This is a genomic window from Bifidobacterium sp. LH_558, assembly GCF_056356295.1.
The window spans coordinates 98,773-125,604 of the sequence record NZ_JBKETZ010000002.1; the positions used below are offsets into that span (position 1 = coordinate 98,773).

The following is a 26,832-nucleotide window of genomic DNA, read 5'->3' on the forward strand; positions in this document are numbered from 1 at the left end:
CTTTGGTTCCTTTCCGATTCCGCGCGTCTTACTCGCCCAGCCACGGGGTCTTGAGGGACTGCCAGATCGGGCCGCCCCACTGCTCTTCCAGTGCGGCTTCAAGCGCCGCGGCCGGCTTGTACATCACCTCGTCGCGCTGCTGGGGCGCGATGAGCTGGAAGCCGACCGGCAGACCGTCGTCGGACAGGCCCGCGGGGATCGACATGGCGGGCATGCCGGCGAGGTTCGCGGGGATGGTGGCGATGTCGTTCATGTACATGGCCAGCGGATCGTCCATCTTCTCACCGAACTTGAACGCGGTGGAGGGGCTCGTCGGGGAGACGAGCACATCGCACTGCTCGAAGGCCTTGTTGAAGTCGTCGATGATCAGCGTGCGCACCTTCTGCGCGGAGCCGTACCAAGCGTCGTAGTAGCCGGCGGAAAGCGCGTAGGTGCCCAGGATGATGCGGCGCTTGACCTCGTCGCCGAAGCCGGCCTCACGGGTATAGGCCATCATGTTGGCGGCGGTGGAGGGAACGCCGGCAGGCGGCATCACACGCATGCCGTAGCGCATGCCGTCGTAGCGGGCGAGATTCGAGCTCACCTCGGAAGGCATGATGATGTAGTAGGCGCCCAGCGCGTACGGGAAGTGCGGGCAGCTCACCTCGGTGACCTCCGCGCCCATCTCCTGCAGCAGAGCGACGGCCTCGTTGAAGCGGGCCTCGACGCCGGGCTGGAAGCCTTCGCCGCCGAGTTCCTTGACCAGGCCGACCTTAAGGCCCTTCAGGTCGCGCTTCACGCCCTCGCGTGCGGCAGCGGCCATCGGGCGCGGGCCCTCGGGGATGGAGGTGGAGTCGCGCTTGTCATGGCCGCCGATGATCTCCTGCAGCAGCGCGGAATCCAGCACCGTGCGGGTGACGGGGCCGATCTGGTCGAGCGAGGAGGCCATGGCGATCGCGCCGAAACGGCTCACGCCGCCGTAGGTGGGCTTGACGCCGACGGTGCCGGTCAGAGCGCCGGGCTGGCGGATCGAGCCGCCGGTGTCGGTGCCGAGAGCCAGCGGCGCCTCGAACGCGGCCACCGCGGAGGCGGAACCGCCGCCGGAGCCGCCGGGCACGCGCTCGGTATCCCACGGATTGTGGGTGGGGCCATAGGCGGAATGCTCGGTGGACGAGCCCTGCGCGAACTCGTCGAGGTTGGTTTTGCCCAGGATCGGCATACCCGCGGCCTTGAGCTTCTCGATCACGGTGGCGTCATACGGCGGCACCCAGCCTTCGAGGATCTTCGAGGCGGCGGTGGTCGCGATGCCCTTGGTGACGATCATGTCTTTGATCGCGATCGGCACACCGGCCAGCTCGGGCAGCGTGGCCTTCTCGTCCGCGGACTTCGCGTCGAAGGCGTCGGCCTGCTCGCGGGCCACGTCGGCGGAGACCTGCAGGAAGGCGTTGATGCTCGGCTCGGCGGCTTCGATCACCTCAAGATGGGCGTCGACCAGCTCACGGCTGGTCACTTCGCCGGCCTTGACCTTGGCGGCCATCTCGGCGGCGGACAGTTTGACGATGTCGTTGGTGTTCACGGTCATCTCACTCCTCCCCCAGAATGCGCGGTGCGACGAACATGCCGGCCTCGGTCTTCGGACCGCCGGCGGTGGCCTCCTCCTGCGTGAGCGGAGTCTCGGGCACGTCGGGGCGCAGATAGGCCTCGAGCGGCACGGGGTTCGCGGTGGGGGCCACGTCCGCGGACGCGACCTCCTGCACCTTGTTGATGGAGTCGGCGATGACGTTTAGCTCGCCTTGCAGACGGGTGATTTCCTCGTCAGTGAGCGCGATGCGGGCGAGATCGCCCAAGTGCTCGATTTCTTCACGTGTGAATGTAGGCATGCGCCCTACTATACGTGCGGTTTGTGACACGCGCATAAGCCCGTCCGCATGCCATCGCGTTCGCCGAGCGTCACACGAATCACGCAATCAATCCGCATGGATCAGACCACACGTCTATCGAAGGAACGAGCTTCACGGCACATTCTGACCAACGGCATCAGTTTGTGTCGTGAAACAACGCAAATCGCAATGTTTCACGGTACATTCTGACTACCCGCATCAGTTTGTGCCGCATAGGACTGGAACGTCGAATACCGTCAGGAGCGAGGCGGCGCGTTATTTGATGTCCGCGCGCTTGGTGACGAGCAGGCCGGCGATCCAGGCGACCACGGTCCAAGCGAGCAGAATCAGACCGGACTGCCACCATTGCGGAATCCAATAGTCATGCGGCAAGGCGGCGCTCACCGAATCCTGGATGCCGGCGGTCAGGAAGTTGTTCAGCGCAGAATCGGGCAGGCAGTAGGCCACCGAACCCAGCCAGGAGAAGCGGCTGGAGGCCAGCGAGACGATGGAGACCACGGAGGAGAGGATCATCAGCAATCCCACCACCGCGCACACGCCGCCTATGGTGGAGCGGGTCAGTCCGCCGAGGCCTTGGGCCAGCAGGGCGACCAGCATCATCGCCACGGGGAATCCGACCAGCACGACCGGCACGATGCGGCGTTCGTCGGCGGTGAGCGCGGTGATTTCGTATCCGCCGGCCATCGCCGTCATCACACCCCATGCGAGCAGGATGCCCACCACGGAGGTGAGCATGGTGAACAGCGCCACGGCCAGCGATTTGGAGGTGTAGAACATGCCGCGGCGCGGATTGGCAACCAGCGACGACTGCACGCTGGAGGTGGTGTATTCGCTGGTGATGGCCATCACGCCGAAGATGGCGACGACCAGAGCGGACGCCGAGCCGGACGAGGCGAGCATCGACCACATGTCGGAGGCGGCGATCGGCTGGGAGGCGGTCGAGAATTCGCCGGTAGAGGGGTCGATGGAGGCGAGCAGGGTCACGGCCCACACGCTGAGCGCGGCCATCGAGACCGTAACCGCGACGGTGATGCCGAGCAGCCACTTGGTGGAGTTCAGCGACCAGAGTTTGAGTAGTTCGGATTTGAGGCTGCCGCCGAAGGTGAGGCGGGCGTGGCGGTTCACGCTGCGGCTTGCGGCGTAGGTGTTGCGCTGGTTCATCGGGCTCCTCGTGTTCGCCGTGTTCATCGTGCTTGGCGCGTTCATCGTGCGGCCTCCGAATCCGTTGCGGTTATTGGGCTTGCGGGGTCGGCGCCCTGTGCGGGTTCCTGCGGAGCATTCCGTGAAACATCCTGTGAAACACTGCGTGAAACATCTTGTGAAACACTTTGCGAAACATGTCTCGGACCATGTTGCGAACCGCTTGGCAGCCCGCCTTGTGAATCACTCTGTGACCCACTCTGCTGTCCGTTTTGCAACCCACTTTGCAGACCGTTTTTCTGTCCATTTTGTTGTCCGTTTTGCAGACCAGCGATATCGTCCGGACCGCCCGCGAAACCGGGCACATCCGCGGAGAGGTATTCCGCGTGGCTGTGGGTCAGCGACATATAGGCGTCCTCAAGCGAGGCACGCTCCTCGAACAGTTCGTAGGTCACCAGCTGTGCCTGCGCGAAGGTGTGGGCCGCGGCCTTCAAATCGGCGCCGACGATGCGGAGCACCTCACCCTCCGCGGGATCGGTGGAAAGGCGGGCGACGGGCGCGAGCTCCACTTGGGGAGCGTTGGCGAAGATGGCGTGCAGTCTGGCCGGATCGGGCGTGCACACGCGGATCGCCCGGCGCGAATGCTCGGCCACGAAGCGCGCCACCGTGGTGGTTTCCAGAATCCGCCCTTGGCCGATGATCACCAGATTGTCGGCCGTAAGCGCCACCTCGCTCATCAGATGTGAGCTGAGCAGCACGGCGCGGCCTTCGGAGGCGTAGTAGCGGCACAGGTCACGCACCCATTTGACGCCTTCGGGGTCGAGGCCGTTGATCGGCTCGTCGAGCACGAGGTTCTTCGGGTCGCCGAGCAGCGCGGCCGCGATGGACAGACGCTGGCTCATACCCAGAGAGAACTGCCCGGCCTTGCGGTTCTTCACGGCGGTGAGGCCGGTCATGTCGATCACCTCGTCGACGCGGCGTTTGGGGATGCCGTTGGTGCAGGCGAGCGCGCGCAGATGGTCGTAGGCGGTGCGCGAGCGGTGGGCGGATTTGGCGTCGAGCACCGCGCCGACCTCGCGCAGTGGCGCGGGCGATTTGGCGAATGGATGACCGTCGATAAGCGCACGTCCTGCGTCCGGCGTGATCAGTCCGAGCGCGGCGCGCATGGTGGTGGATTTGCCCGCGCCGTTGGGTCCGAGGAACCCGGTGACGACGCCGTCTTCGGCGGTGAAGCTCACATCGTTCAGCGCCTGCTTGGAGCCGAACCGCTTGGAAAGCCCAGTTATCTCAATCATGGCTCCACCCTAACGGCATTCAATCCCCCTCGCGACTTTCATCCCCCACCAGTCATCACATGTGTACCGACCTCCCCACCTCACCTTCGCCGCTCCGCTAGACCTCCGCCAAAACGAAACCTCATTCCCACCATCCCAAAAACATCCCGCACCTTGATCCCGCACTTTGGATTTCTCAGCCCCCTCGATGCTGGCGGTTTGATGAGGCATCATCGTACGGGGAGAAAGCGAAAAGCCGGTGTCCGAAGACACCGGCTAACGCTGTATAAGAAAGGAGGTGCATCCAGAAGCACCTACCGTTGCGAACCGTTCCCTCTGAAGTCAGTTTGTCCGCCTTGAGGTGGGAAACGCTAGCAGTGTCCGCTCCGGCGGTACCCATCATAGCCAATAGAATCGCGTATGTCGAAAACGTCTCCTAGCAGGGGCGGATTAGACCGTCCGGCAATCGCCGGACGACCTTGCCGCGTCCCACGCGGCGCGGCTGTGTAAGAAAGGTTATGCAATATGCATAATCCAGATGAGGAGCCGCGCGGCGGCTCAATAATCTGGCTCATGGCGGTGCTCGTCATCGCCCTTTCGGTCAAGGTGGACTCCACCGCAGCCGATGTCGCGATACTGGCGTTGACCATATATGCGATCAGAGCCGGAAGCAGCCGCCAGTAGCGGCACCCTCAGCTCGCCACGGGGCGACCCGTGGCGGGTCATCCAACCCACGGCAAGGATGCCCGGAAACAAAGAAGAGCAGAAGCTAATACCCATCACAGACTGATCGACTTGGACGGACAAGGACGTTATGTGCGATGCCGGGATGCATAAGTCACACATATTCGCACGCAGTACGGGTGGAGAGCCACTGCAGCGCAACCAAAGCCAACTGCACTGATGAAATATAGCCAACTACTGTAATGAAAAATGGCCAACTACCGTAGTGAAAAATGGCCAACTACTGTAGTGGAACCTTGATGCGGTGTGTGAGTTGGCGTAAGCGCAGGCGCTCCGTGGGCATAGGGGAGCCGCTATACGGCGTGTTGGGCGATCCAGCTGTGCATGGCCACTGCGGCGGCGGCACCGGCGTTGATGGAACGCACCGAACCGAATTGGGAGATGTACACCACATCGTCGGCCAACTCGAGGGCCTTCTCGCTCAGGCCCGGGCCTTCCGCGCCGAACAGCAGCAGGCAGCGCTTGGGGAACCGGTAGGTCTCCATGGGCACCGCGCCGGGAATGATGTCCATGGCGATGACACGGGCCGATTCCAACTCGCGGATGCGCGCGTCCGCGGCGGCGATACGCGCGGTGGCGGCATCGAGCCGCGCGACCGAATCATCCGCATACGAACCGGAGGCGATGTCGTGCGCATGCAATGCCGAGGCGGCCGCCTGCGAGCGCGCGAAGGCGATTTCGCCGGCGATGCGGTTGCGCCAGCATTCCACAAGTTCGGCGATGGAGGGATGATGCTCGACGTGCTGGTACAGCTCGGTCATCAACGCGCCTTTGCGGTTCCACTTGTGCGGGCCGACGATGTGCACGCGGCGCGCCTGGAAGGCGTTGGCGGTGCGCACCATGGAGCCAATGTTGAAGTCGTGCGTCCAGTTCTCCACAGCGACTTCGAAATCATGGCGTCCGCGGGCGTCGAGGTCGGCCTTGATGGCAGCCACGCTCCAATAACGGTAGCGGTCGAGCACGTTGCGGCGGTCGCCTTCGTCGAGCAGGGCCGTGTCATACCGCTCGTCGAACGAGGGGGATGCCGGATCGTCGGGACGGGGCTCGCCGGGGTGGGTTTCGCTCCACGGGCCCAATCCCACCTCGCGGAAGGTCGGTTCGCCGGAGGCTTTGGCGGCTAGGGAGATGGCGTTGGGAGTGTGCATAGGCGTGTGACGTTCTTCCCGAAAGATGGCGTATGGAAAATGACGTATGGAACAGGTGCCGCGATGCGGGCGGATTGACGACGCAGCGCGAGGGCGCGGCCGCGAGGCCTTGCGCGCGTTATGCGGCGCTATGCGGCGTTATGCGCTGAGTTCGCTCTCGCGGAACACGGGCACGAACGGCAGGGAACGCTGTTCGTCGGTGGCGGGGTTGATCACCTCGATGGCGGTTTCGCTGCCGGCGCTTTCGCCCACGCCGCCAACCAGCGAGGTGATGGCCACCACTTGGGCGCCTTGGGCTTCGACCACGCCGAAGTCAAGGCTGAGTTCGTTGCCGTTGCGCAGGGTGACCAGCGAGCTGGTCTGCACATAGGATTTCTCGGACAGCCAAGCATCCACCAACACCACGCGACGGCCTTCGATCGAAGGGCCTTTGATGGAGGGGTAGACGAAGTCCATCACGAAGCCGTCGAGGTCCTCGCCTCGGGAGGCGGCCGCCTGAATCATGGCGGAGACCAGCGGCACCGCGGCGGCGGTGAGCGCGCCGACGGCGTCGAAGTCGTCCACCGAATATCCGGCGTCCTCCAACGCATCCAGCATCACATGGCCCATCACGGCAGCCGCGCGATGGTCGAAGGTGACGGCGTTCAATTCGCTGAACGGCTTGCCCACCACATGGTCGCGCAGCATCACGCGCAACTGCTCACGCGGGTCAAGCATGGCGAAATCGACGGCGGCGGAACGCACGTCGGGCGTGCCGGTGGGGCGGAATCCTGTGGTCTGCTTCTCGGTCATAGGGTTCACCTTAGCGTCAGATATGGTCGGACTTAGGCTCGGCACTATCGGATGGAGTCATTGGGCACGCGGTATCACCAGCTGGCATCATCGAACGGCATCACTAACCGGCATCACCAGCACCAGCCAGCGTTACCGGCCAGTGACACCGGCTGGCACAATCTCACTCGGACTCAGCATCTTCGGGGGATTCGGTGACTTCGGGGGCCGAGAGCTCATGGACGTCGTTTTTCTCCGAATCGAGTAGCCCCACTTCGCCGATCACCTTGGAGGCGTCGAGTTTCTGCAGCTTGCGAGCCGTGGGCAGCACGCGCCGCTCCAAACTGGAGGCGAACTGGTTGTAGGCGGTCACGGTTTTGGTGATCTGGGCGCCCAGTTTGGTGGCGCGATCCCCCAACACGGCGAAGCGGTCGTACAGTTCGCGCGACAGGTCGAACAGCATCTTGGCGTCATCGGTCAGGCTCTGCTGCTGCCAGGCGTAGGCCACCGACTTGAGCACGGCCCACAGCGTGACCGGCGAGGTCAGAGCCACTTTTTTGGCGAAGGCGTCGTCCATCAGCGTGGGATCGGCCTCCAGAGCGGCCTGCAGCAACGCCTCGTTGGGGATGAAAGCCACCACGAAATCCGGTGCCGTGGGGAAGGCGTTCCAATAGGCCCGCTCCCCCAACACGCGCACATGCTCGCGCAACGCCTTCGCATGGGCGCGCAGCAGGTCGGCGCGGCGGTCGAGCTCTTCGGCGCTGGCCGTCTGCGGAATCTCACAGGCGCGCTGGTAGTCGGAATATGGCACCTTCGCGTCGATCGGAATGGTTTTGCCGCCGGGCAGATGCACGATCATGTCGGGCCGCTGGATGCGCCCGTCCTCGCCGGCCACCACCACCTGGGTGTCAAAGTCGACATGCTCCAAAAGTCCGGCGGATTCCACGATATTGCGCAACTGGGCCTCACCCCACGCGCCACGCACCTTGTTGTCGCGCAACGCCGCCGAAAGCGAACTGGTCTCCTTGTCGAGGCGCGCCTGCTGCTCGCCGAGGCCTTTGAGCTGCTCCCCCAACGCGCCCATCTCGCGTTTGCGCCCCTCTTCGATCTGCGTGACCTTGTTCTGCAAGGCGTCGAGGTTCTTGGCCACGGGAGCGAGCGCCTCCAGCACCTTGCTCTGCTCGGCCATCGCCTTCGCTTGCTCGATGCGGCGTTCCTCTGCCGCTTTGGCATCCTGTTCCCGCTTGGCCTGCGCCTCGGCCTGGGCGCGTTCGCGTTCATGCTGGATGCGGATCTGCTCGGCCTGCTGGGCCTGCGCCAACTGCGATTTGACGAAGGCGAGCTGCTGGTTCATGCCCTCCAGCTGCGCATGCAATCCCGCCGCCTGCGTCTCATGTTCGACGATGTTCGCACGAGCAGAGTCAAGCGCGGCCTTCAGCTCATCCATCTCTTCGCTCCGGGCGGCGCGCGCCGACTCCTGGCCCTTGCTCCGGCCAACCAGGAATCCGGAAAGCAAACCCAACGCGGCGCCGACCAGCAGCGCCACAACAATCATCACCACAGCAACAGTATCCATACATTCCAGTAAAGCAGCCCTTGCGAACAGCAGTACTTTCAACCGGATCCACGGCGGCCACCACTTCAATGCTCATAGCGAACGCGCGAACGGCTTCCGGGGGTGATAATGGTCGTCAGGAGAGTCGGCGCATCACGTGACGAACTTTGAGGAAGGCGGCAACACTATGGGAGGCAACCCAATGGCATCCGCGATCATACTGTTTATCGCGGCGGCCTTCACCGCAGGCATCCTGTGGTTCTTCTTCGCCAAACAGCGGGGCACGGCCGGCGAGCTCGCCGACGACGGGGGCAGCCAGAGCGCGACAATCACCGTGAAGGGCGGCTATTCCCCGGCCGTGGTGACTATGCGGGCTGGTGTGCCCACCACGCTGCGCTTCGACCGGCAGGAGACCGGCGAATGCACCTCGCATGTGGTGTTCGCCGACTTGGGATTGGACGCGATGCTGCCCGGCAACGCCGTCACCGAAGTACGGCTGCCCGCACTTGCGGCGGGCGAATATCCCTTCGCCTGCGGCATGAACATGGTGCACGGACTGCTGCGCGTCGAGGGAGATGCCCCGGGAACATCGGGCAAGACGGTCGCGGCAGTCGAATCGGGCGACTCAGCATCAAACATCACGATGCCGGATGACGCGGAACCGAACGCTTCCGGCACACATTCGTCTCATCGGTCTCCAAGCGAATCAGGCGCGCCTGCCCAGACGTGTTCTTCCTGTGCGGGCGAATCGCGCGATGCTGAGCCGACCCCCGCTTCCACCGCTTCCGCCGCCTCCACCGACTACGCCGAGGCGGAACGACGCGAGGCCAGCGAACGCCGCCGTGAGATCACGCATCTGACCCGACTCGTGGTGGTGGGCGCCGTGTTCACCGCGCCTGTGTTTGTGGTGATGATGCTGCATATGGTCAACCACATGTGGGTGCCCGAATGGCTGATGAACCCGTGGTGGCAGGCCGCGCTGATAACGCCGGTGATGTTCTACTGCGGAGCGCCGATCCACCGTGTGGGATTCCCCGCGCTGGCGCATCGCGCGCCCGACATGAATTCGCTCGTTTCGCTCGGCACCTCGGCCGCGTATCTGTACAGCCTGGTGGTGTGCGTGGCGCCCGGTCTGCTGCCGGAGGGCTCGCGCGAACCGTATTTCGAATCGGTGGGCGTGGTGATCACGCTCGTGCTGCTCGGCCGCCTGATGGAGACCAAGGCGCGCGAGGGCACCGGCAAGGCCGTGCAGGCGCTGATCACGCTGCGCCCGCGCGTGGCGCACCGGCTCAATACGCCCCACACGCTCTCCGACACGACATGGATGAATCCCGCCAATGCCACGGATGTCGACATCGACGAGGTGCGGGCCGACGATCTGATTGTGGTGCGTGCCGGCGAGCGCGTGCCGACCGACGGCGTGATCGTCGCGGGCGAGGTGCGCGTGGACGAGTCGATGATCACCGGCGAATCCGAGGCGGTGAACAAATCCGCGACTTCGCCGGCCGCTTCATCGCTGACCGGCGCGACCGTGCTGCTGTCGGGCAATGTGCTGATGCGCGCCACGCGCGTGGGCGGCGACACCGTGCTCTCGCAGATCATCGCGATGGTGGCCCGCGCGCAGGCGACGAAAGCGCCGGTGCAGCGGCTGGCCGACCGTATCGCGCGGGTGTTCGTGCCCGCGGTGATGGTGGTGGCCGTATGGACCTTCGCCATCTGGTTCGCGTTCGGCCCCGACCCGGCGCTGGCCCACGCGCTGGTCACTGCGGTGAGCGTGCTGATCATCGCCTGCCCATGCGCGTTGGGGTTGGCCACGCCGCTCTCGGTGACGGCGGCGACTGGTTTGGGCGCGCTGCATGGTGTGCTGGTCACCAGCGCGAAGGCTTTGGAGCAGGCGCGCGATATCGGCACGGTGGTGTTCGACAAAACCGGCACCATCACGCGCGGTATCACCGATGAGACTTCGTCGTGGGATAGGCCGAGCTATGAGTTCGACCCGATTAAGGACGGTTCGCGCGAGGCGGTGGCCGCCTTGCGCGCGGCCGGTATCCGCACGGTGATGCTGTCGGGAGACAAGGCCGAAGTGGCCGAACGCATCGCCCGCGAGGTCGGCATCGACACGGTGATCGCCCAGGTCAAGCCGGACGGCAAAGCCTATTGGATCGGCCAATTGCAGAACGAACGCGATGGCAAACCCAACGCATTCGAGACGGTTGGCGAGGACGCTCCATCCGATCCGGGTAGCTTGGGAGCACGGGATGCCTCGACTCCGCTCGGCATGACGAAAGAGCATCCCATGCGCACGCACGACATGATGGAGGAGCATTCCGCACGCACGCATGGCACGCAGTCCCGAAGGCCTCGGCTTATCGCCATGGTGGGTGACGGCATCAATGACGCACCGGCGTTGGCGCAGGCCGATTTGGGTATCGCCATCGGCACCGGTACGGATGTGGCGATGCAGTCCGCCGATGTGACGCTGATGAACGGCGATCTGCGCGGCGTGCTCACCACCATCGAACTGTCGAAGGCGACGATGCGCAATATCCGAGAGAATCTGTGCTGGGCGTTCGGCTACAACCTTATCGGCATTCCGGTCGCGGCCGGTGTTCTGTACCCGATTACCGGCTGGCTGCTCAGTCCGATGATCGCCGGATTGGCCATGGCGTTAAGTTCGGTGTGTCTGGTACTTAATGCAAACCGCTTGCACAAAGTGAAGATTGGCGGAAAATCAACGTTTTCACACAGTGTCAATAACGACTCTCGAGCAAAAACCGAGATTTCGACACACCAAACTCGAAATACGGGTTTTGAGAGCGTTCCACGGGTCATTATCGACGAGCGGAGCGCGCTTGCATCCACCACAACAACCAAGGAGAACCATATGAATATGCATATGCACGAGGCGGATCCGGCCGCCACCGAAACCGCCACCGATCCGGTCTGCGGCATGACCGTCGCCGTGAGCGGCGAGGCCATCACCCGCGAGCACGACGGCAACACCTATTACTTCTGCGGCGAGCGTTGCGCCGTCAACTTCGCCAAAGCCCCCGCCATGTTCCTCGAGTAGGCAAATCGCCTAAAAACAACGCGAAGCGCCCCTCCCATCGAGTGATGTGGAGGGGCGCATCGTTTTAGTTGTTTAGTTTTAGGCGAAGGCGTTGCGGATTTGCGCGGCGGTGCCGTAGGAGGCCTGCGCGCCATATCCGGTGGCCGCATAAGCGGACACATACGAGGCCAGCTGCGCGGAGTCGCGCAGGGTGAAGCCCGACGCGAGGCCCGCCAGCACGGTGCCCATGAACGAGTCGCCGCATCCGGTGGTGTCGACGGCGTCGACCTTGACCGGGCAGATCCGGGTCACGGGCTCGTCCGAGGTGGCGTCCAGCACCACCGAACCGTCGCCGCCCAGCGTGATGATCGCCTGTTCGAAGCCGTACTCGCGCATACGTTCCAGCGCGAAATTCCAGTCGAAGCCGTCCCAGTCATCGTTCTCCGGCTCGGCCACGCCCAACAGCTGCGCCATCTCATGCTCGTTGACGAGCAGCACGTCGGACGCCGCGATGAGTTCGGCGGGAATCGTCGGCGTGAACGGGGAGTTGTTAAGCAGCACCTTCACACCGGCGTCGTGGCACATGCGCGCGGTCGCGGTGACGGTTTCGATCGGGCTTTCCAGGCACAATCCCAGCACGGAGGACGCAGTCAGCGTCTCGCGCATCGATTCGGCGTATTCGACCGTGACCTGAGCGTTGGAGCCGGGCGAATACACGATGGTGTTCTCGCCGGCGGAATCCACGGTGATCACCGTGGTGCCGCTGGGGCCGAGCACGCGGCGCACATTCGACACGTCGACGCCCGCGTCGGTGAGCTGGCTGAGCAGAAAGTCTGCGTTGGTGTCGGAGCCGACCGCGCCGAACATGCGCACGGTGGCGCCGATGCGGGCGGCCGCGGCGGCCTGGTTGCCGGACTTGCCTCCGGGGAGGATCTGCAGCGGCCCGCCGTTAACGGTTTCGCCCGGGCCGGGCAGACGCTCGGTGGTGACGGTGTAGTCGGCGTTCATCGATCCGATGACGCTGATCACGCCATGGATATCGTCGAGCAGGGCGAGAGGGCTGTCGTCCATGGGATTTCCTTTCAAAAGATCATCGGACGAGAGGATGCGGGGAGCAAAAGGCCGACCGGCGAACCGGCCGGCCTAGTTCGATCACTTGGCGGCGTAGATCTTCTTGCGGAAGACCAGGTAGACCGCCAGGCCGAGCAGGATCACCGCGCCGCAGATGAGCAGCAGGTTCGAGTAGCCCGCGGCCGCACCGGTGGCGCCGACGACGCTGCCGCCCTGCAGGGAGGTGGCGCCAATCAGACCGCCGATGATCGAGATGCCGATGGAGGCGGTCACGTTCATCACGAGATCGTTCATGCCCACGCCACGGCCGGACTCGTCGGTCGGCAGGGTGCCGAGCACGGTGGAGACCACCGGCGAGTACATGAGGCCGACGCCGGCGTAGAACAGGCAGGCGCACAGGGTGAGCGCCAGGAATCCGGCGTTGATGAGGAGGGCCGCTCCGAGGAAGCCGCACATCATCAGGCAGGAGGCGGTGATCACCGCGGCCTGGGTGCCGATCTTGCCGACGATCAGACCGGAGGTGGTGCCGAAGATCGCGGCGCAGATGAACGCCCACACCAGGTAGGCGGAGACGGCGGAGGTCTCCATGCCGTACAGGTCGCGGCCGATCGCGTTGAAGATCGGGGAGATGCAGTAGTTCACGAAGTAGAACACGGCGATCAGCGAGATGGCCATGAGCCAGCGGGTGTTCTTGAAGAACGCCGGGGTGATGAACGGGTTCTTGGCCTTGGTGATGTAGATGCCGAAGGCGATGAACAGCACCGCGGCCACGAGCAGCAGCCACCAGTTCATGTAGGAGAAGAACAGGGTGAGGAACATGGTGGCGATGCCGAAGATCGCGAAGCCGAGGCCGTCGACCTTATCGCCGTTGCCGTTCTGGTCGGGCAGGTTCTTGAGCAGCAGCGGCAGGAACACGATGGTCACGGCCGGGATGAGGAACAGGAACTGCCAGGCGATGGAGCTGAGCAGGCCGGCGGCGAACACGCCGATGGACGCGGAGAGCTGGTAGCCGGCGGTGAACAGACCGAAGAAGATCACCTTCAGCGAGTTCTTCAGATACTTCGTGGCCACCACCAGGTAGGCGGAGCCAGCCACCTGCTCGCCTGCGGTCTGCAGCACACGGGCGATGATCACGGTCCACAGGTTCGGCTCGAACAGGTAGTTGGCCACGAAGCCGAAGATCGAACCGACCAGCAGGGTGATCAGACCCACGACGACGAGCTTCTTCAGGGAGACGAAGTCGCCCAGCGAGCCGTAGATGAAGCAGACGATGCCGAGCACGATGCTCGGGAACGCGGTGATCAGCGAGGCCTGGGCGGGCGCGCCCACGTCGGCGCCGACCTGCTGGAACACAAGGTTGAAGCCCTGCAGGCACAGGGTGCCGAGGATGAAGGTGATCAGCAGCGGAATCAGCGCGCGGATGGCCATCTTGTTGGTGGCGTCGTCCACATCGGCCGGGACGGCCTGGGCAACTGCGTTGTTGTCGGACATGGTTGTTCCTTTCTTGAAATCTTCTGTTCTCTCGAACGGCGTCTTCGCTTTGGTCCGCGAAGACGCCGCTTCCTATGTCGGTCGCGCTCAGCCGGCGTTCTTCGCCAGGCCGGTGATGCGGGTCATGAACTCGTCGAGGAAGCGCGGCACGTCGACGCCGACGGCCACCTCCATGGTCTTGTTCGGGTCGTTGAGGCGCTCGTTGTCGCCGATGGTGCGGCCGCGGGTCGCGCCTTCGACGTCCACCTGCATGTTGATGGCCAGCGTGTCGACCAGCGTGGGGTCCACGGCCACGCCGACGGCCAGCGGGTCATGCAGGCCGCAGCCGCCCAGATGCGGCGAGGTGGTCTCGTAGGCCTTGATGTAGAAGTCGGTCATGTCGGCGAGGAAGGTGCCGGCGGTGGTGCCGAGGTCGCGCCAGCGCTGGGTCTCTTTGTAGGTGAGCAGCGTCTGCAGGGTCACGTCGAGGCCGATCATGGTGGCCGGAGCGCCCGAACGGAACAGGTAGTCGGCGGCTTCGGGATCCTGCGAGATGTTCGCCTCGGTCCAGGCGTTCACGTTGCCGCCCACGGTCAGCGCGCCACCCATCAGCACGATGCGGCCGATCTGGTCCTTGATTTCCGGCGCCTTCTTGAGGGCGGCGGCGATGTTGGTCATCGGGCCGGTGGGCACGTAGACGAGGTCCTCGCCGTAGGTCTTGGCTGCGTCGATGATGAAGTCGACGGCCGATTCGGTTTCCGGCTCACGCGAGGAGTCGGGGATGTCGACGTCGCCGATGCCGTTCTTGCCATGGATGAAGGCGGAGATGTCGAGCACCTCGAAGGAGTCGGTGGTGCTGGAGTGCGGCAGACCCTTGTAGACCTTGACCTCGGGGTGGCCGAGCAGGTCGGTGATGGCCAGCGCGTTGCGCACGCCCTGGTCGAGCAGAACGTTGCCATAGGTGCCGGTGATGCCGATGAGTTCGACCTCCGGGCTGCCCAGCGCGTAGGAGATTGCCAGAGCGTCGTCGACGCCGGTATCGAGGTCGAGAATAAGCTTCGTCATGATGGGGCCTTCCTGGTAGCCGGCATTCGTGGTGATCCATCGTCGCAGGTCGATCTGCCATGATCGCGTCGGTGGAGGGCGGCGTCGCCATGCCGGTGGTTGTGGGTTTATGTTCTGTGAATGCCTGCGTTGCATATCATGTTGATTTAACGTTTTAGCATCCTCGGTGAGTTCAATGATAAAACGTTAAAGCAACAAAGTCAAATCCCGCGAAACGCCTCAAATTTCAACGAAATCACGGGGTGAATGTGCCCACTGTGCCGCCCTCCACCAGACGAGGCGTCACCAACTCGCGCTTCGGGGCGTCGAGCCAGGGCTTGCCGTTGCGTCCACGCGCGGCGATTCTCGCCATGATGGCGGCATGGCACGCCTCGGCCAGCGCCGGCACGTTCTGGTCCACCGTGGTCAGTTCGGGCATGCCGAAGCGACCGGCGATATTGTCGTAGCCGACCACCGAGCAATCGTCGGGGGCGCGCAGTCCACGCTCGCGCATCCGGCTGAGGAATCCCATGGCCATCAGGTCGTTGCAGCAGAACACCGCCGTGGCACCGGCGTCGATGATGCCGTCCGCGGCTTCATATCCCCCAAGAAAACGGTACTGGCCATTGACGTTCAGCTCCGACGCCAACGAGATGCCATGCTCGGCCAGCTCGTCGACGAAACCGGAGAACCTCACCTTCACATCCCCCGGGCGCTCGTCGCCGGCGACGCACGCCACACGACGATGCCCCGCCTCCACCAGCAGTCTGGCGGCCATACGCCCACCCTGATAATGGTCGGCACCCACCGCATCGCACCATTGGTCGCCGGTCAGTCGGTCGGCCAACACCACCGGGCAATCCAGACGCTCCACATCCTCGCGCAGCTGCGTGTCATCTTCCATCGACTCGCGCGCGGGAATCAGCAGAATGCCGTCGACGCCTCTGGCCTCCAACGTGCGCAGCAGCCCCCGCTCGGTTTCGCGCGAATCGTCCGAATTCGCCACGATCAGCGAGTATCCGTCGGAACTGCAGACATCCTCGATCGCCTTGGCCAGCGAGGCGAAGAACAGGTTTTCGATATCGGGAATCAGCAGGGCCAGCAGCATGGACTGGCTGGTCACCAGACTGCGCGCCATATGGTTGGGCACGTAGTTCATGCGCGCCGCGACCTCGCGGATGCGTTCGCGCGTCGCATCACTCATCCGCGCGGGCCGGCCGTTCAGCGCCTGCGATACCGCCGTCGCCGAAACGCCGGCCTCAGCCGCAACGTCCTTTAGGGTGACTCTACGCCCCATCGTCACCACGCTCCCTTCCAGCAGCCTGACGCACATGATACGTCATTTGCTTTCACTGTAGCCGCCGCCCCACCGCAACGCGCGGCCATGCCTCCCACCGGATGGTCGGGTTTGCCCATCGGGAGGGCGGGTTTGCCCATCGGACAGCCGCCAAACCCCCAGCAGGCAGCTACCCAGCCCCAATAGAAAGCCATCCAACCGAGATCCTTCGACTCCGGCCTACGGCCTCCGCTCAGGATGACGGGAGGGGACTATGAGTGATTCGCACACGAATAAGCTATGTCCTCCGCTCAGGATGACGATGGGAAGACGACGGGACAAACGAACGGGAGGGCGGCAGGAGGATAGTGGGATAAACGACGGGAGGGCGACGGAATGACGACGGAGAGAGGCCTACTGTGCGACCCACAATTCCGAGTCGAGCGGCCATTCGTTGGGCGAGCATCCGCGCAGATCCATGGACTGCTGCTGCATCAAGGGCGCCGCCTGCCCTTCACCGCCGCAGGTCGTCTCGTTGTCGGCATGCCCCAGCCGATGCCCCACCTCGTGGTTGATCACCATCTTGCGGTATCGGGCCAGCGTGCCGCCGTTGGCAAGCCAATCCTCGGTCGCGGAATTCCAACGTTCGACGTTGATAATCACGCTGTCGCCGACCCGACAGCTATAAGATTCCGAGCATCCCTCGGAATACGAGCTCATATATTGCGCTTCGGAGAGGATCAGCGTCATATCGCATTGCCCGTCCGCGCTTTCCTCGAAGGTCACGCCCGCGCGCGGCCATCCTTCGGGGCTGTTCAGCGTGGAGAAGATTATGTCGGAGAACGCGCTCTCGTCGCCGACCTCTCCATTGGCGGCCACGCAATACCGGTATCGGATCGCGGTCTGACCACTCGCGTCCGCCGTCTGTTCGGCTTGGACCAGCAGCTCGGCCCGCTGTTCGGCGCTTAACGGGTCGGTTTCGCCCGTCTCAGCATCAGACGACTGTGCGCTTTCGTCCGGGTTCTCGCCGTCAGAGGCATCGTCGGAACCATCGGCGTCGGAACCGCCAGCGTCACCGCCCGACTCTCCCCCATCTTGCGCCGACGAGGGCGAGGATGTTTGGGATGACTGCGAGGCGTCACCGCCCGCGGTATCCGCCGCTTTGCCCGCATGCCATATCGCGAACACCACAGCCAGCGCCACGACCAGCAACGCACCCAAGGCTCCGAACACCACGATGCGGCGGATTCTGTAGATTCGACGCAGCTCCTGTTCCCGCCGCCGGGCATCCATCCGCGACGGCGAACGCCCACCGCCCGCAGGCGTCGCTCCATCATCGCCCCGGCTTGTCGCCTGCGGCTTCAGCGTAGATACGACAACACCCGCGAATCTGAGGAATGGACTGTTGCTGCTCATAACAACGCCAATTCTAGACTCGCGGGTGTGACGTAACGCTATCGGTCCCCTATTACGCGAACAGCGTCTGGTAGAGGAAGGCACCCACGATCGCGCCCAGGATCGGTGCGACCACCGGAATCCACGCCTCGGCCCAGCGCGAGGAGCCCTTGTGGGCGATCGGCAGGATGGCGTGCATCAAGCGCGGCATCAGGTCGCGGGCGGGGTTCAGGCCGGGGCCGGTCGGGCCGCCCATGGAGGTCACCAGACCCCACACGATGAAGCCGACGACGATCGCCGCGGCGGCCGGCGTCTGCTCGCCCCACGGGGAGGTCAGGCAGCACAGCGCGCCCAGCACCAGCATCAGGGTGCCGAAGAACTCGTTGAGGAAGTAGTTCACCTTGGAGCCGGTGGCGTCGGTGGTGCAGAAGGTGCCAAGGATGGCGCCCTCGTTCTCGGTGGACTGATAGTGCGGATAGTAGGTCACGTACACGATGAGCTGGCCCACGGCGGCGCCCAGCAGCTGGGCGATGATGTACGGCAGCACCAGCGACCAGTCGAACATGCCGTTGACGGCCTGGGCGATGGTCATGGCCGGGTTGATGTGCGCGCCGGAGATGGCGCCGAACATCAGCACGGGGAACATCACGCCGAAGCCGTAGCCCATGGCGATGGTCAGCCAGCCGGAGGCGTGGCCCTTGGTGCCCTTCAGCTCGACGTTGGCCACCGCGCCGTTGCCGAAGATCATCAGCACGGCCGTGCCCACGAATTCCGCGGCCAAAGTGGTGAACAGGGAGTATTCCACAGTCATTCTCTTTCTCTCTAACTTCGCCTCCGGGCCTGTGGGGAAACTCTCCGCAAGTTGGAAGCACGCGCGGCATTCCGCCGCATCGAACACCACAAGATTCTACCGCTGCCGCCGACCTGCCGCGCCATACGAGGCATCCTCACCAGCCGTCGGTCCGCTTCAGAGGATCTTTCATTCAAAAGGAATCATTACGGCAATGTTTGCAAGATACCGGATCCGGTTGCGCAACGCACCTTAGCGTGGACGGATTGATAGTAATTGACGATTCACCCACGGCAATGACTTCGTCACCGTGGACGGATTGCCAGACACTAACCATCCGCCCACGGTGGCACATACCTCAGCGTGGATGGAATGATAGACACTAACCATTCATCCACGGTGACGGCCTCGTCAGCGTGGACGGGTCGGCAGCTACTAACGGTTCATCCACGCTTGGAGCGCTCAGCGTGGATGGAATGACAGACAGTGACCATCCATCCACGGTGATGGCACCGTCAGCGTGGACGAATTGACAGCTACTAGCCGTTCATCCACGCTTGGCGTGCTCAGCGTGGATGAACCGGCAGTATGTGACGAGCCATCCACGCTGACAGCCCCCTCACCGTGGACGGATTGACAGATAATGACCATTCATCCACGGTGGCACATCCCTGAACGCCGACGAATCGCGGACAAACCGTGGATGAACCATCAACGCATGCCGCCCCATCCACGCCGGCATCCTCTGACATCTTAACGATCGCGAGAACCTCAGCCCTTCGAGACCCCGAGCGGAACGCCCTCAACTGGCCATGGCGAGTTTGGTGTGTCGGGCCGCCGAGCCGGCCTCATGTAAAACGATTGATTCGAGAGTTCGGTGTGCGAAATCGGCCCTATCCGGCAAATCCGACACACCAAACTCATCATCACCCCATATCGGACTACAGGGTTATAGGGGTTATAGGCCAAAATGTGTGTCCGGAATAGCCCGTTAGGCATTGAGTCTGTTGAGTTCCGGGACGCTCAAATGTGACGGACGAAAGATTCCGTTGACCAACCTCTGCCATACGTATACAATCGAGACTGTATACGTACAACAAGGAGGTGCGCAGTGACGAACAACCAAAAACTGACTCTGAGCGTGGACAGAGACTCCATCGAAAACGGCAAACGTTATGCGAAGGAGACGGGGCGCAGCCTCTCCGCAATCGTGGAGGACTACCTCACGGCGCTCCCCACCGTCGCTGCAGGCGACGACGAACGGGATCTCCCCTCGAACGTCAGAAGGCTGATCGGCATCGCCGCCGGAGCCGATGAAGGAGACTACCGCAGGCACCTGGAGGCCAAGTACGCATGAAGCTCGTCATCGACACCAACGTTTTTCTCGATGTGATCCTCGACCGTCCCAACCGCGACGCCGCGGCGAGGGTGCTCGCGTTGAGCGAAAGGGAGGATTTCGAACTGCTGATGCCTGCCCACGCGGCCGCCACCATCGCCTACCTCGTGGAAAAGAACAGGGACCGATCCACCGCCGCGCAGGCGCTGTCACTGTGCCTGGGCATCGCGCGCGTCGCACCTCTGGATGAATCGGCCATCCTCAGAGGGCTCTCCCTCGGGTTCCGGGACATCGAGGACTCGTTTGTGGCCGCCATCGCCATCCGCGAGCAGGCGGACCTCATCGTCACCGGCAACGTCAAGGACTTCGCCGGATCTCTTGTTCCCGCGACGACCGCCGCCGAACTCATAGCCAGACTCAGCCCGAAGGATTCGTGAAGCATCGGAAAAAACAAAAGAACCTCGGTCGAATATCGACCGAGGTTTCTCGTGGTGCCCCCTCAGGGACTCGAACCCTGGACACGCTGATTAAGAGTCAGCTGCTCTAACCAACTGAGCTAAAGGGGCGTTGGTCATTTCTTGAGCCGAGTGAATAGTTTACTCACGCTCGAGGAATGCGCAAGTCGGCGTGTCGCGACACCATCCCACCGATACCTGCACGGTGATCCCATCGTGCGATACATGATGCGGCGATGCCCATGGTTCGGCACTTTTCATGGTGCGATGCCTCGGAAACGTTGAAATTCCAACCCACCGCGACATGGAGACACCGCAACGTGGAGACGCCGCACCATGTGGAATGCCGCACCATGTGGAACGCCGCACGAGGAACCGCACGAGGAACCACGTCGTAGGGATATGTGTAGGGGAATATGCGAAAGCCTCCCCGGGCGGACCTGGGGAGGCTTTCGATGCTTAAGCTCAGACTTTGTGCAGTCTGATGGGGTCAGGCCGTAAGGCCCAACGTCACTCGGCCACGACCTTCACGGTGAAGGACGCGGTGATCTCCGGGTGCAGGGCCACCTTGGCGGCGAAGTCGCCGGTGGTCTTGATGGTCTCGACCTCGATGGCCTTCGGATCGACGGCGGCCTTGTCGGCCAGAGCCTTGGCGATCGCGTCGGCGGACACGCCACCGAACAGCTTGCCGGACTCGGAGACCTTGGCGGCGATCGTCACGGTGGTGCCCTCGATGGCATCCTTGGCGGCGACGGCATCCTCGCGGGTGGCGACGGCCTTGGCCAGGCGGGCGCGCTTCATGGCGGCGATCTGAGCCTCGGCACCCTTGGTCCACGCGAAGGCGAGGCCCTGCGGGATCAGGTAGTTGCGGGCGTAGCCGAGCTTGACCTCGACGACGTCGCCGGAATGACCGAGGTTGGAGACGGTCTTGGTGAGAATAACCTTGGTATCAGCCATGTTCTAATCCTCCTGAACTCAGCGACCCGAGGTGGCGTACGGCAGCAGAGCCATCTCGCGGGCGTTCTTGATCGCCTTCGAGATCTTGCGCTGTTCCTGCACGGACACACCGGTGATACGACGGGAACGGATCTTGCCGCGATCGGAGATGAACTTGCGCAGCAGCGCGACGTCCTTGTAATCGATCTCGGTGATCTTCGCCGCCTTCAGCGGGTTCGGCTTCTTCTTGAACGGCTTGACCGGCGGTTGCGGCCTCTTGCGTGACATGATGTTCTCCTTACAAACTATGTATTTAAATTCGCTGCGTAAGCTGGTACGGCTTAGAACTCGGGCTCGTCGCCCGCTCCACCGAAGTCGGCGGAACCGCCGAATGTGGAGAAGCCGCCTGCGCCACCGGCCTCACCCCACGGATCAGCCGCGGGTGCGGCGGCGGGGTTGGAGGGCATGGCGGAGGCGCCGCCGGAATATCCGGCACCGCCCTGGTAGCCGCCGTTGCCACCGGAGAAGCCGGAGCCGGCGTTGCCGCCGAAGCCCTGGCCACCCTGAGCGCCGCGTCCCTGGAAGCCGCCCTGACCGGACGACTGGCGGGTCACCTGCGCGGTGGCGTACCGCAGGGAGGGGCCGATCTCATCGATCTGCATCTCCACCACGGTGCGGCTGGAACCGTCGTTCGCCTGATAGGAACGCTGCTGCAGACGACCGGTCGCGATCACGCGCATGCCCTTGGTCAGGCTCTGCGCGCAGTGATCGGCCAGATCTCGCCAGGCGGAGCAGCGCATGAACAGCGCCTGTCCGTCATCCCACGAGTTCGTCTGACGATTGAACGTGCGCGGCGTCGAAGCGATGGTAAAGCTCGCCACGGTCGCCCCGGAGCCGATAGTGCGCAGCTCGGGGTCCGACGTGAGATTGCCCACGATGGTGATGGTGGTTTCGCCTGCCATAACGGTTACCTTCTTGTCTTTACACCAGCTGGTTGCAGCTGCTTAACGCTTGGTCTCAGGCGTCCTTACGAAGGATCTTCGTACGGATCACGGATTCGTTGAGGTTGAGCACACGGTCGAGCTCATCGCTGGTGGCGGGCTCGGCGGTGTAGGTCACCACGACATAGTTGCCTTCGGTCTTGCCGGCGATCTCGTAGGCGAGCTTGCGGCGTCCCCAGTAATCGGGTTCGTCGACGGAACCGCCTTCGTTGGTGACGATTTCCATATACTGCTCGGTCAGCTTCTTCAGACCGCGCTCATCCAGTTCAGGATCGGCAATGAACATCAGTTCGTACTTGTGTGCAGACATCACCCACCTCCTTCGGACTAATCGGCCACGGACGTTCCGCGGCAGGAGTGTGTTTGCATGTCGCTCCATATATCACGGCACGAGACGCACCGCTCCCTATGGGCAACTTGCCAACTATATGTCACCCCCGCGACGATGGTCGCCCTCTTTGGGAGCGTCGGATAGAGAGCGGATGATGACGCACGGCGCGGCCCAAGCCGGGGGTGCTTGTACACTGGACTACGGCGCAAAACAGCCCAACCATCGATCCAACCATGTAGAGGGATAGGACATGTCGACCATTCTTGAAGGCACGCCGGATAAGCGACTCGCTTTGGTCACGGGACGGGCATACCCGGAACTTGCGGATGAGGTCGCCTCGTATCTGGGCATCGACATCCTTGAGACCACGGCCTACGACTTCGCGAACGGCGAGATGTACGTGCGTTTCTCCGAGCCGGTGCGCGGCGCGGACGTGTTCGTGCTGCAGTGCCATGCGGGCGACCTCAACAAGTGGATCATGGAACAGCTCATCATGATCGATTCGCTCAAGCGCGCCTCCGCCCGCTCGATCACCGTGGTCGCGCCCTTCCTGGGCTACTCGCGCCAGGACAAGAAGCATCAGGGCCGCGAGCCCATCACCGCTCGTCTGATTTTCGACCTGTTCAAGGCCGCCGGCGCCGACCGCATTATGACGGTGGATCTGCACGCCACGCAGGAGCAGGGTTTCTTCGACGGTCCGGTGGACCATCTGACCGCCACGCCCGTGCTCATCGACTATGTGCGCGGCGCCCTGCCGCTGGAGAACACCACGGTCGTCTCCCCCGATGCCGGCCGCATCAAGGTGAGCGAGCAGTGGGCCCGCAAGCTCGGCAATCTGCCGCTGGCGTTCATCCACAAGCAGCGCGACATCACCCGCCCGAACCATGCCGAAGCGCATGGCATCATCGGCGAGGTGGACGGACGCGACTGCGTGGTGGTCGACGATATGATCGACACCGCCGGCACCATCTGCGAGGCGGTGCGCACGCTGAAGGATTCCGGCGCGAAGTCGGTGACGCTGGTGGCCACCCACGGTCTGCTGTCCGGTCCGGCGATCAAGCGCCTGTCGCAGTGCGGCGCGAAGGAGATCGTGTTCATGGACACCGTGCCGATTTCCGAAGAGAAGCGTCTGCCCAATATGACCGTGCTGTCGGTGGCACCGCTGCTGGCGGCCGGCATCCGTTCCGTGTTCGAGGAAGGCTCGGTGGCGATTCTGCTCGAGGGTCTGCCCGAGGATATGCGCCCGCGCAACATCTACGCTTAATCAAACCAACGCACGCCCCGCTTGACGAGTCCTCTGCTTGGCTCAGGCGGGGCGTTTCCATATGGAGAGCAGCGGGCACAGCGACGCTGGTCTGCATAACCGAGGCCTGCATGGCTGGTCCACATAGCTGGCCCACATGGCCCACATACGAGAAAGCCCCGCCGGAGCGGGGCTTTCTCTACAAGAACAACTGGAGCAGAATCTCTGCACAACATCATCGTTGCAACGGTAAGTCTTTCCAATGCCCGTCCAACGTAACAGTCTTTTTGACCATACACTTTTTGTGGGCTCTGCTCTGTTCTGTTCTTGTATCTCATAATCTATTCACCCACCGGCCCATGCGCAAGCCGCACTCCTGTGATGTGCGGTTTTTATCCCAACTGTTCGCATCTGTTCCCGGGAGCCTCACCAACGGCCGTTACTGTGCGTATCGAACGGGATCGATGTTCGTTTCGCACCATCAGCGAACATCGCGCGGCGTGTCGCACACCGTGCGCACACCACCTGTGCAACACATGAACAAATGCTTAAATTCCGTCTCATATGGGCGCGTTTTACTAGGCAGCAGACCACGCCAACGCATAGGATATGCGTATGGCACAGATATTTGACGCACCCTCGAAGGCGATTTTGCGCAGCCAGATTGCTGAGCATATCGCGGAAACCGACAAAAACGACAGACGCATCGAAAGGGAAGGCGAGGCGCCGCTGCCCGCCGACCGTTTCTTCGACCGCGAACTGAGCTGGCTCAAGTTCAACAAGCGCGTGCTCGAACTCGCCCAGGACGAGGATCTGCCGCTGCTGGAGCGCGCCAGCTTCGCCGCGATCTTCGCCAACAACCTCGACGAGTTCTTCATGGTCCGCGTGGCCGGCCTCAAGCGCCGCATCGACTCCGGCATCGCCGTCCCCTCGTCCGCGGGCCTGAGCCCCCGCCAGCAGCTGCGTTCGATCAGCGAGCAGGCGCATCATCTGCAGGATGAGCACGCGCATTACGTGATCGACACGATCCTGCCCGCGCTGGCCGACGAGCGCATCGTGCTGCTGGGTTGGGACAAGCTCACCACCGCCGAGCAGGAGCGCCTGTCGCGCTACTACCGCCAGCAGGTGTTCCCCGTGCTCACCCCGCTGGCCGTCGACCCGGCCCACCCCTTCCCCTACATCTCCGGCGGTTCGATCAACCTCGCCGTGATCGTGGAGAACCCAGCCTCGGGCAAGTCGCATTTCGCCCGCGTGAAGATCCCCGGCAACCTCAACCGCCTCGTGCCGGTCGACGATATGACCGACGAGGAGGCGCGTGACGAGCGTTACGGCTTCATCACGATGGAGAACCTCATCATCGCCCATCTGGAATCGCTGTTCCCGGGCATGATCATCAAGGAGGCCCGTTCCTTCCGCGTGACCCGTAACGAAGACATCGACGTGGAAGAGGATGATGCCGAGAACCTGCTCAACGCGATGGAGAAGGAGCTGCTGCGCCGTCGCTTCGGACCGCCGATCCGCTTGGAGATCTCCGACGAAACCAGCCCCTTCCTCTCCCAGCTGCTCGCCGACCAGCTCGGCGTCAGCGCCGACGAGGTGTACCGTCTGCCCGCCCCGCTCGACGCGACCGTGCTGTTCGAGCTCGGCGGCATCGACCGCCCGGACCTGAAGTACCGCCCGTTCATCCCGACCACCAACCGGCAGATCGCCGAGGTCGAGTCGAGCCGCGCGCAGGACATCTTCGCCGCCATCCGCGAGCATGACATCCTGCTGCACCACCCCTACGACTCGTTCTCCACCTCCGTGCAGGCCTTCCTCGCGCAGGCGGCGGCCGATCCGAAGGTGCTGGCCATCAAGCAGACGCTGTACCGCACCAGCTCGAACTCGCCGATCATCGACGCGCTGGTGGACGCCGCGCACGCCGGCAAGCAGGTGCTGGCGCTGGTCGAGATCAAGGCTCGCTTCGACGAGGACGCCAACATCGCGTGGGCCCGCAAGCTCGAACGCGCGGGCGTGCACGTGGTGTACGGCATCGTGGGTCTGAAAACCCACTGCAAGCTCATCGAGGTGATCCGCCAGGAGGCCGACGGCCTCAAGCGCTACTGCCACGTGGGCACCGGCAACTACAACCCGAAGACCGCCCGCATCTACACCGATCTGGGTCTGCTCACCTGCGATCCGGTGGTCGGACAGGATATGACCCGCCTGTTCAACCAGCTGAGCGGATACGCGCCCAAGTCGAGCTTCCACCGTCTGCTGGTCGCGCCGCGCACCGTGCGCACCGGCCTGATCCAGCGCATCCGCCGCGAGGAGGATGCCGCCCGCGCCGGCAAGGAGGCGTGGATCAAGATCAAGGCCAACTCGATTGTGGACGAGAAGACCATTGACGCGCTGTACCGCGCCAGCCAGGCCGGCGTGAAGATCGACATCGTCGAGCGCGGCATCTGCTCGCTTAAGCCCGGCGTTCCGGGACTGAGCGAGAACATCCGCGTGCGTTCGATCCTCGGCCGACTGCTCGAACACAGCCGCATCTACGCCTTCTGCAACGCCGACGGCCCGCAGATCGGCGAAGGTCCCGCCTCCGGCCCGGAGGTGTGGATCGGTTCGGCCGATCTGATGCACCGCAACCTCGACCGCCGCGTCGAGGCGCTGGTGCGCGTGACCGACGCCGAGCAGATCGACGAGCTGATCCGCTACATCGACCTGCAGATGGCCGACTCCACCGTCAGCTGGCATATGCAGCCGGACGGCACCTATCTGCGCCATGCCAAGGACGCCGAGGGCCGCCCGCTGGTCGACAGCCAGGAATACCTGATCAAGCGTCACCAGCGCCGCCCGCGCACCAACAACTAACCCAGTTGAACGCCCCTCTCTCGTCATCCCGAGTAGAGGGGCGTCTTTTCGTCATCCTGCGCGGAAAAGCATC

At 63.4% G+C, this 26,832-nt stretch carries 21 protein-coding genes, 1 tRNA gene and 4 pseudogenes; 8 read left to right on the top strand and 18 right to left on the bottom strand.

Translation table 11 applies throughout. From position 1 onward, the window contains the following. Nucleotides 1–28 precede the first annotated feature (28 nt). The 4 genes and pseudogenes from gatA to AC1AV0_RS03275 all read right to left on the bottom strand — a co-directional run. On the bottom strand, nucleotides 29–1,561 hold the full coding sequence (gatA, locus tag AC1AV0_RS03260) for an Asp-tRNA(Asn)/Glu-tRNA(Gln) amidotransferase subunit GatA (RefSeq protein ID WP_476571083.1): 1,533 nt from the start codon (nucleotides 1,559–1,561) through the stop codon (nucleotides 29–31). Between the two features lies 1 nt (nucleotide 1,562). Then, on the bottom strand, nucleotides 1,563–1,859 hold the full coding sequence (gene gatC, locus AC1AV0_RS03265) for an Asp-tRNA(Asn)/Glu-tRNA(Gln) amidotransferase subunit GatC (RefSeq protein WP_094635862.1): 297 nt from the start codon (nucleotides 1,857–1,859) through the stop codon (nucleotides 1,563–1,565). Nucleotides 1,860–2,135: 276 nt separating this feature from the next. Continuing rightward, a complete protein-coding gene (locus AC1AV0_RS03270) occupies nucleotides 2,136–3,041 on the bottom strand; it encodes a permease of ABC transporter system (protein ID WP_476571085.1) in 906 nt (301 codons plus the stop codon). A gap of 341 nt (nucleotides 3,042–3,382) precedes the next feature. Beyond that, nucleotides 3,383–4,315: pseudogene (locus AC1AV0_RS03275) on the bottom strand (ATP-binding cassette domain-containing protein); the annotation flags it as partial. Nucleotides 4,316–4,819: 504 nt separating this feature from the next. Here AC1AV0_RS03275 and AC1AV0_RS03280 point away from each other — a divergent pair. Then, nucleotides 4,820–4,978, top strand: coding sequence for a hypothetical protein (locus tag AC1AV0_RS03280; RefSeq protein ID WP_476571087.1), 159 nt, complete (start codon nucleotides 4,820–4,822; stop codon nucleotides 4,976–4,978). 353 nt (nucleotides 4,979–5,331) lie between these two features. Here AC1AV0_RS03280 and AC1AV0_RS03285 read toward each other — a convergent pair whose 3' ends face one another. The 3 genes from AC1AV0_RS03285 to AC1AV0_RS03295 form a co-directional block, all read right to left on the bottom strand. Then, on the bottom strand, nucleotides 5,332–6,183 hold the full coding sequence (locus tag AC1AV0_RS03285; RefSeq protein WP_476571089.1) for a TrmH family RNA methyltransferase: 852 nt from the start codon (nucleotides 6,181–6,183) through the stop codon (nucleotides 5,332–5,334). Nucleotides 6,184–6,321: 138 nt separating this feature from the next. Beyond that, nucleotides 6,322–6,975 (bottom strand): type I phosphoribosyltransferase, encoded by a 654-nt coding sequence (locus tag AC1AV0_RS03290; protein ID WP_476571091.1) that lies wholly within the window; start codon nucleotides 6,973–6,975, stop codon nucleotides 6,322–6,324. Nucleotides 6,976–7,138: 163 nt separating this feature from the next. Then, complete coding sequence (locus tag AC1AV0_RS03295; RefSeq protein ID WP_476571093.1) at nucleotides 7,139–8,530, bottom strand: DNA recombination protein RmuC; 1,392 nt, start codon at nucleotides 8,528–8,530, stop codon at nucleotides 7,139–7,141. A gap of 181 nt (nucleotides 8,531–8,711) precedes the next feature. Between AC1AV0_RS03295 and AC1AV0_RS03300 the strand changes: the two are divergent. The 3 pseudogenes from AC1AV0_RS03300 to AC1AV0_RS03310 form a co-directional block, all read left to right on the top strand. Continuing rightward, nucleotides 8,712–9,059, top strand: a pseudogene (locus AC1AV0_RS03300) (cupredoxin domain-containing protein); the annotation flags it as partial. A gap of 255 nt (nucleotides 9,060–9,314) precedes the next feature. Continuing rightward, a pseudogene (locus tag AC1AV0_RS03305) lies at nucleotides 9,315–11,226 on the top strand (copper-translocating P-type ATPase); the annotation flags it as partial. 104 nt (nucleotides 11,227–11,330) lie between these two features. Further along, nucleotides 11,331–11,579 (top strand): annotated as a pseudogene (locus tag AC1AV0_RS03310) (YHS domain-containing protein); the annotation flags it as partial. 78 nt (nucleotides 11,580–11,657) lie between these two features. On the opposite strand, the gene AC1AV0_RS03315 reads toward AC1AV0_RS03310, so the two are convergent. The 6 genes from AC1AV0_RS03315 to AC1AV0_RS03340 all read right to left on the bottom strand — a co-directional run bounded on the left by AC1AV0_RS03315 (nucleotide 11,658) and on the right by AC1AV0_RS03340 (nucleotide 18,619). Beyond that, the gene (locus tag AC1AV0_RS03315) at nucleotides 11,658–12,629 is read right to left on the bottom strand and encodes a ribokinase (RefSeq protein ID WP_476571095.1); all 972 of its coding nucleotides are present in this window, start codon (nucleotides 12,627–12,629) and stop codon (nucleotides 11,658–11,660) included. An 81-nt stretch (nucleotides 12,630–12,710) separates the two neighbouring features. After that, nucleotides 12,711–14,120 (bottom strand): MFS transporter, encoded by a 1,410-nt coding sequence (locus tag AC1AV0_RS03320; protein WP_476571097.1) that lies wholly within the window; start codon nucleotides 14,118–14,120, stop codon nucleotides 12,711–12,713. 87 nt (nucleotides 14,121–14,207) lie between these two features. Further along, a complete protein-coding gene (locus tag AC1AV0_RS03325; protein ID WP_476571099.1) occupies nucleotides 14,208–15,164 on the bottom strand; it encodes a nucleoside hydrolase in 957 nt (318 codons plus the stop codon). 235 nt (nucleotides 15,165–15,399) lie between these two features. Further along, entirely contained in the window at nucleotides 15,400–16,476 is a 1,077-nt protein-coding gene (locus tag AC1AV0_RS03330; RefSeq protein ID WP_476571101.1) for a LacI family DNA-binding transcriptional regulator, read from the bottom strand. A gap of 357 nt (nucleotides 16,477–16,833) precedes the next feature. Beyond that, nucleotides 16,834–17,835, bottom strand: a complete 1,002-nt coding sequence (locus AC1AV0_RS03335) for a DUF3152 domain-containing protein (RefSeq protein ID WP_476571103.1) — start codon at nucleotides 17,833–17,835, stop codon at nucleotides 16,834–16,836. Between the two features lie 52 nt (nucleotides 17,836–17,887). Further along, nucleotides 17,888–18,619, bottom strand: a complete 732-nt coding sequence (locus tag AC1AV0_RS03340) for an MIP/aquaporin family protein (RefSeq protein WP_476571614.1) — start codon at nucleotides 18,617–18,619, stop codon at nucleotides 17,888–17,890. Nucleotides 18,620–19,715: 1,096 nt separating this feature from the next. Here AC1AV0_RS03340 and AC1AV0_RS03345 point away from each other — a divergent pair. Together AC1AV0_RS03345 and AC1AV0_RS03350 are read left to right on the top strand one after the other, a co-directional pair. Further along, nucleotides 19,716–19,961 (top strand): DUF6364 family protein, encoded by a 246-nt coding sequence (locus tag AC1AV0_RS03345; RefSeq protein ID WP_476571105.1) that lies wholly within the window; start codon nucleotides 19,716–19,718, stop codon nucleotides 19,959–19,961. Continuing rightward, a complete protein-coding gene (locus tag AC1AV0_RS03350) occupies nucleotides 19,958–20,377 on the top strand; it encodes a PIN domain-containing protein (RefSeq protein WP_476571107.1) in 420 nt (139 codons plus the stop codon). Before AC1AV0_RS03345 ends, AC1AV0_RS03350 begins: the two co-directional genes overlap by 4 nt. 52 nt (nucleotides 20,378–20,429) lie before the next feature. Here AC1AV0_RS03350 and AC1AV0_RS03355 read toward each other — a convergent pair. The 5 genes from AC1AV0_RS03355 to rpsF all read right to left on the bottom strand — a co-directional run bounded on the left by AC1AV0_RS03355 (nucleotide 20,430) and on the right by rpsF (nucleotide 22,642). After that, nucleotides 20,430–20,506, bottom strand: a tRNA-Lys gene (locus AC1AV0_RS03355). A 399-nt stretch (nucleotides 20,507–20,905) separates the two neighbouring features. Further along, complete coding sequence (gene rplI, locus AC1AV0_RS03360; RefSeq protein WP_476571109.1) at nucleotides 20,906–21,352, bottom strand: 50S ribosomal protein L9; 447 nt, start codon at nucleotides 21,350–21,352, stop codon at nucleotides 20,906–20,908. Between the two features lie 18 nt (nucleotides 21,353–21,370). Further along, nucleotides 21,371–21,619 (bottom strand): 30S ribosomal protein S18, encoded by a 249-nt coding sequence (gene rpsR / locus AC1AV0_RS03365; RefSeq protein WP_476571111.1) that lies wholly within the window; start codon nucleotides 21,617–21,619, stop codon nucleotides 21,371–21,373. Between the two features lie 53 nt (nucleotides 21,620–21,672). After that, a complete protein-coding gene (locus tag AC1AV0_RS03370) occupies nucleotides 21,673–22,293 on the bottom strand; it encodes a single-stranded DNA-binding protein (RefSeq protein WP_476571113.1) in 621 nt (206 codons plus the stop codon). 55 nt (nucleotides 22,294–22,348) lie between these two features. Further along, on the bottom strand, nucleotides 22,349–22,642 hold the full coding sequence (rpsF, locus tag AC1AV0_RS03375) for a 30S ribosomal protein S6 (RefSeq protein ID WP_072724607.1): 294 nt from the start codon (nucleotides 22,640–22,642) through the stop codon (nucleotides 22,349–22,351). Nucleotides 22,643–22,913: 271 nt separating this feature from the next. Between rpsF and AC1AV0_RS03380 the strand changes: the two genes are divergently transcribed. Together AC1AV0_RS03380 and AC1AV0_RS03385 are read left to right on the top strand one after the other, a co-directional pair. Beyond that, nucleotides 22,914–23,927, top strand: a complete 1,014-nt coding sequence (locus AC1AV0_RS03380; protein ID WP_476571115.1) for a ribose-phosphate diphosphokinase — start codon at nucleotides 22,914–22,916, stop codon at nucleotides 23,925–23,927. A 594-nt stretch (nucleotides 23,928–24,521) separates the two neighbouring features. Further along, nucleotides 24,522–26,759: an RNA degradosome polyphosphate kinase gene (locus AC1AV0_RS03385; RefSeq protein WP_476571117.1), complete on the top strand. Its 2,238-nt coding sequence runs from the start codon at nucleotides 24,522–24,524 to the stop codon at nucleotides 26,757–26,759. Nucleotides 26,760–26,832: the final 73 nt, after the last annotated feature.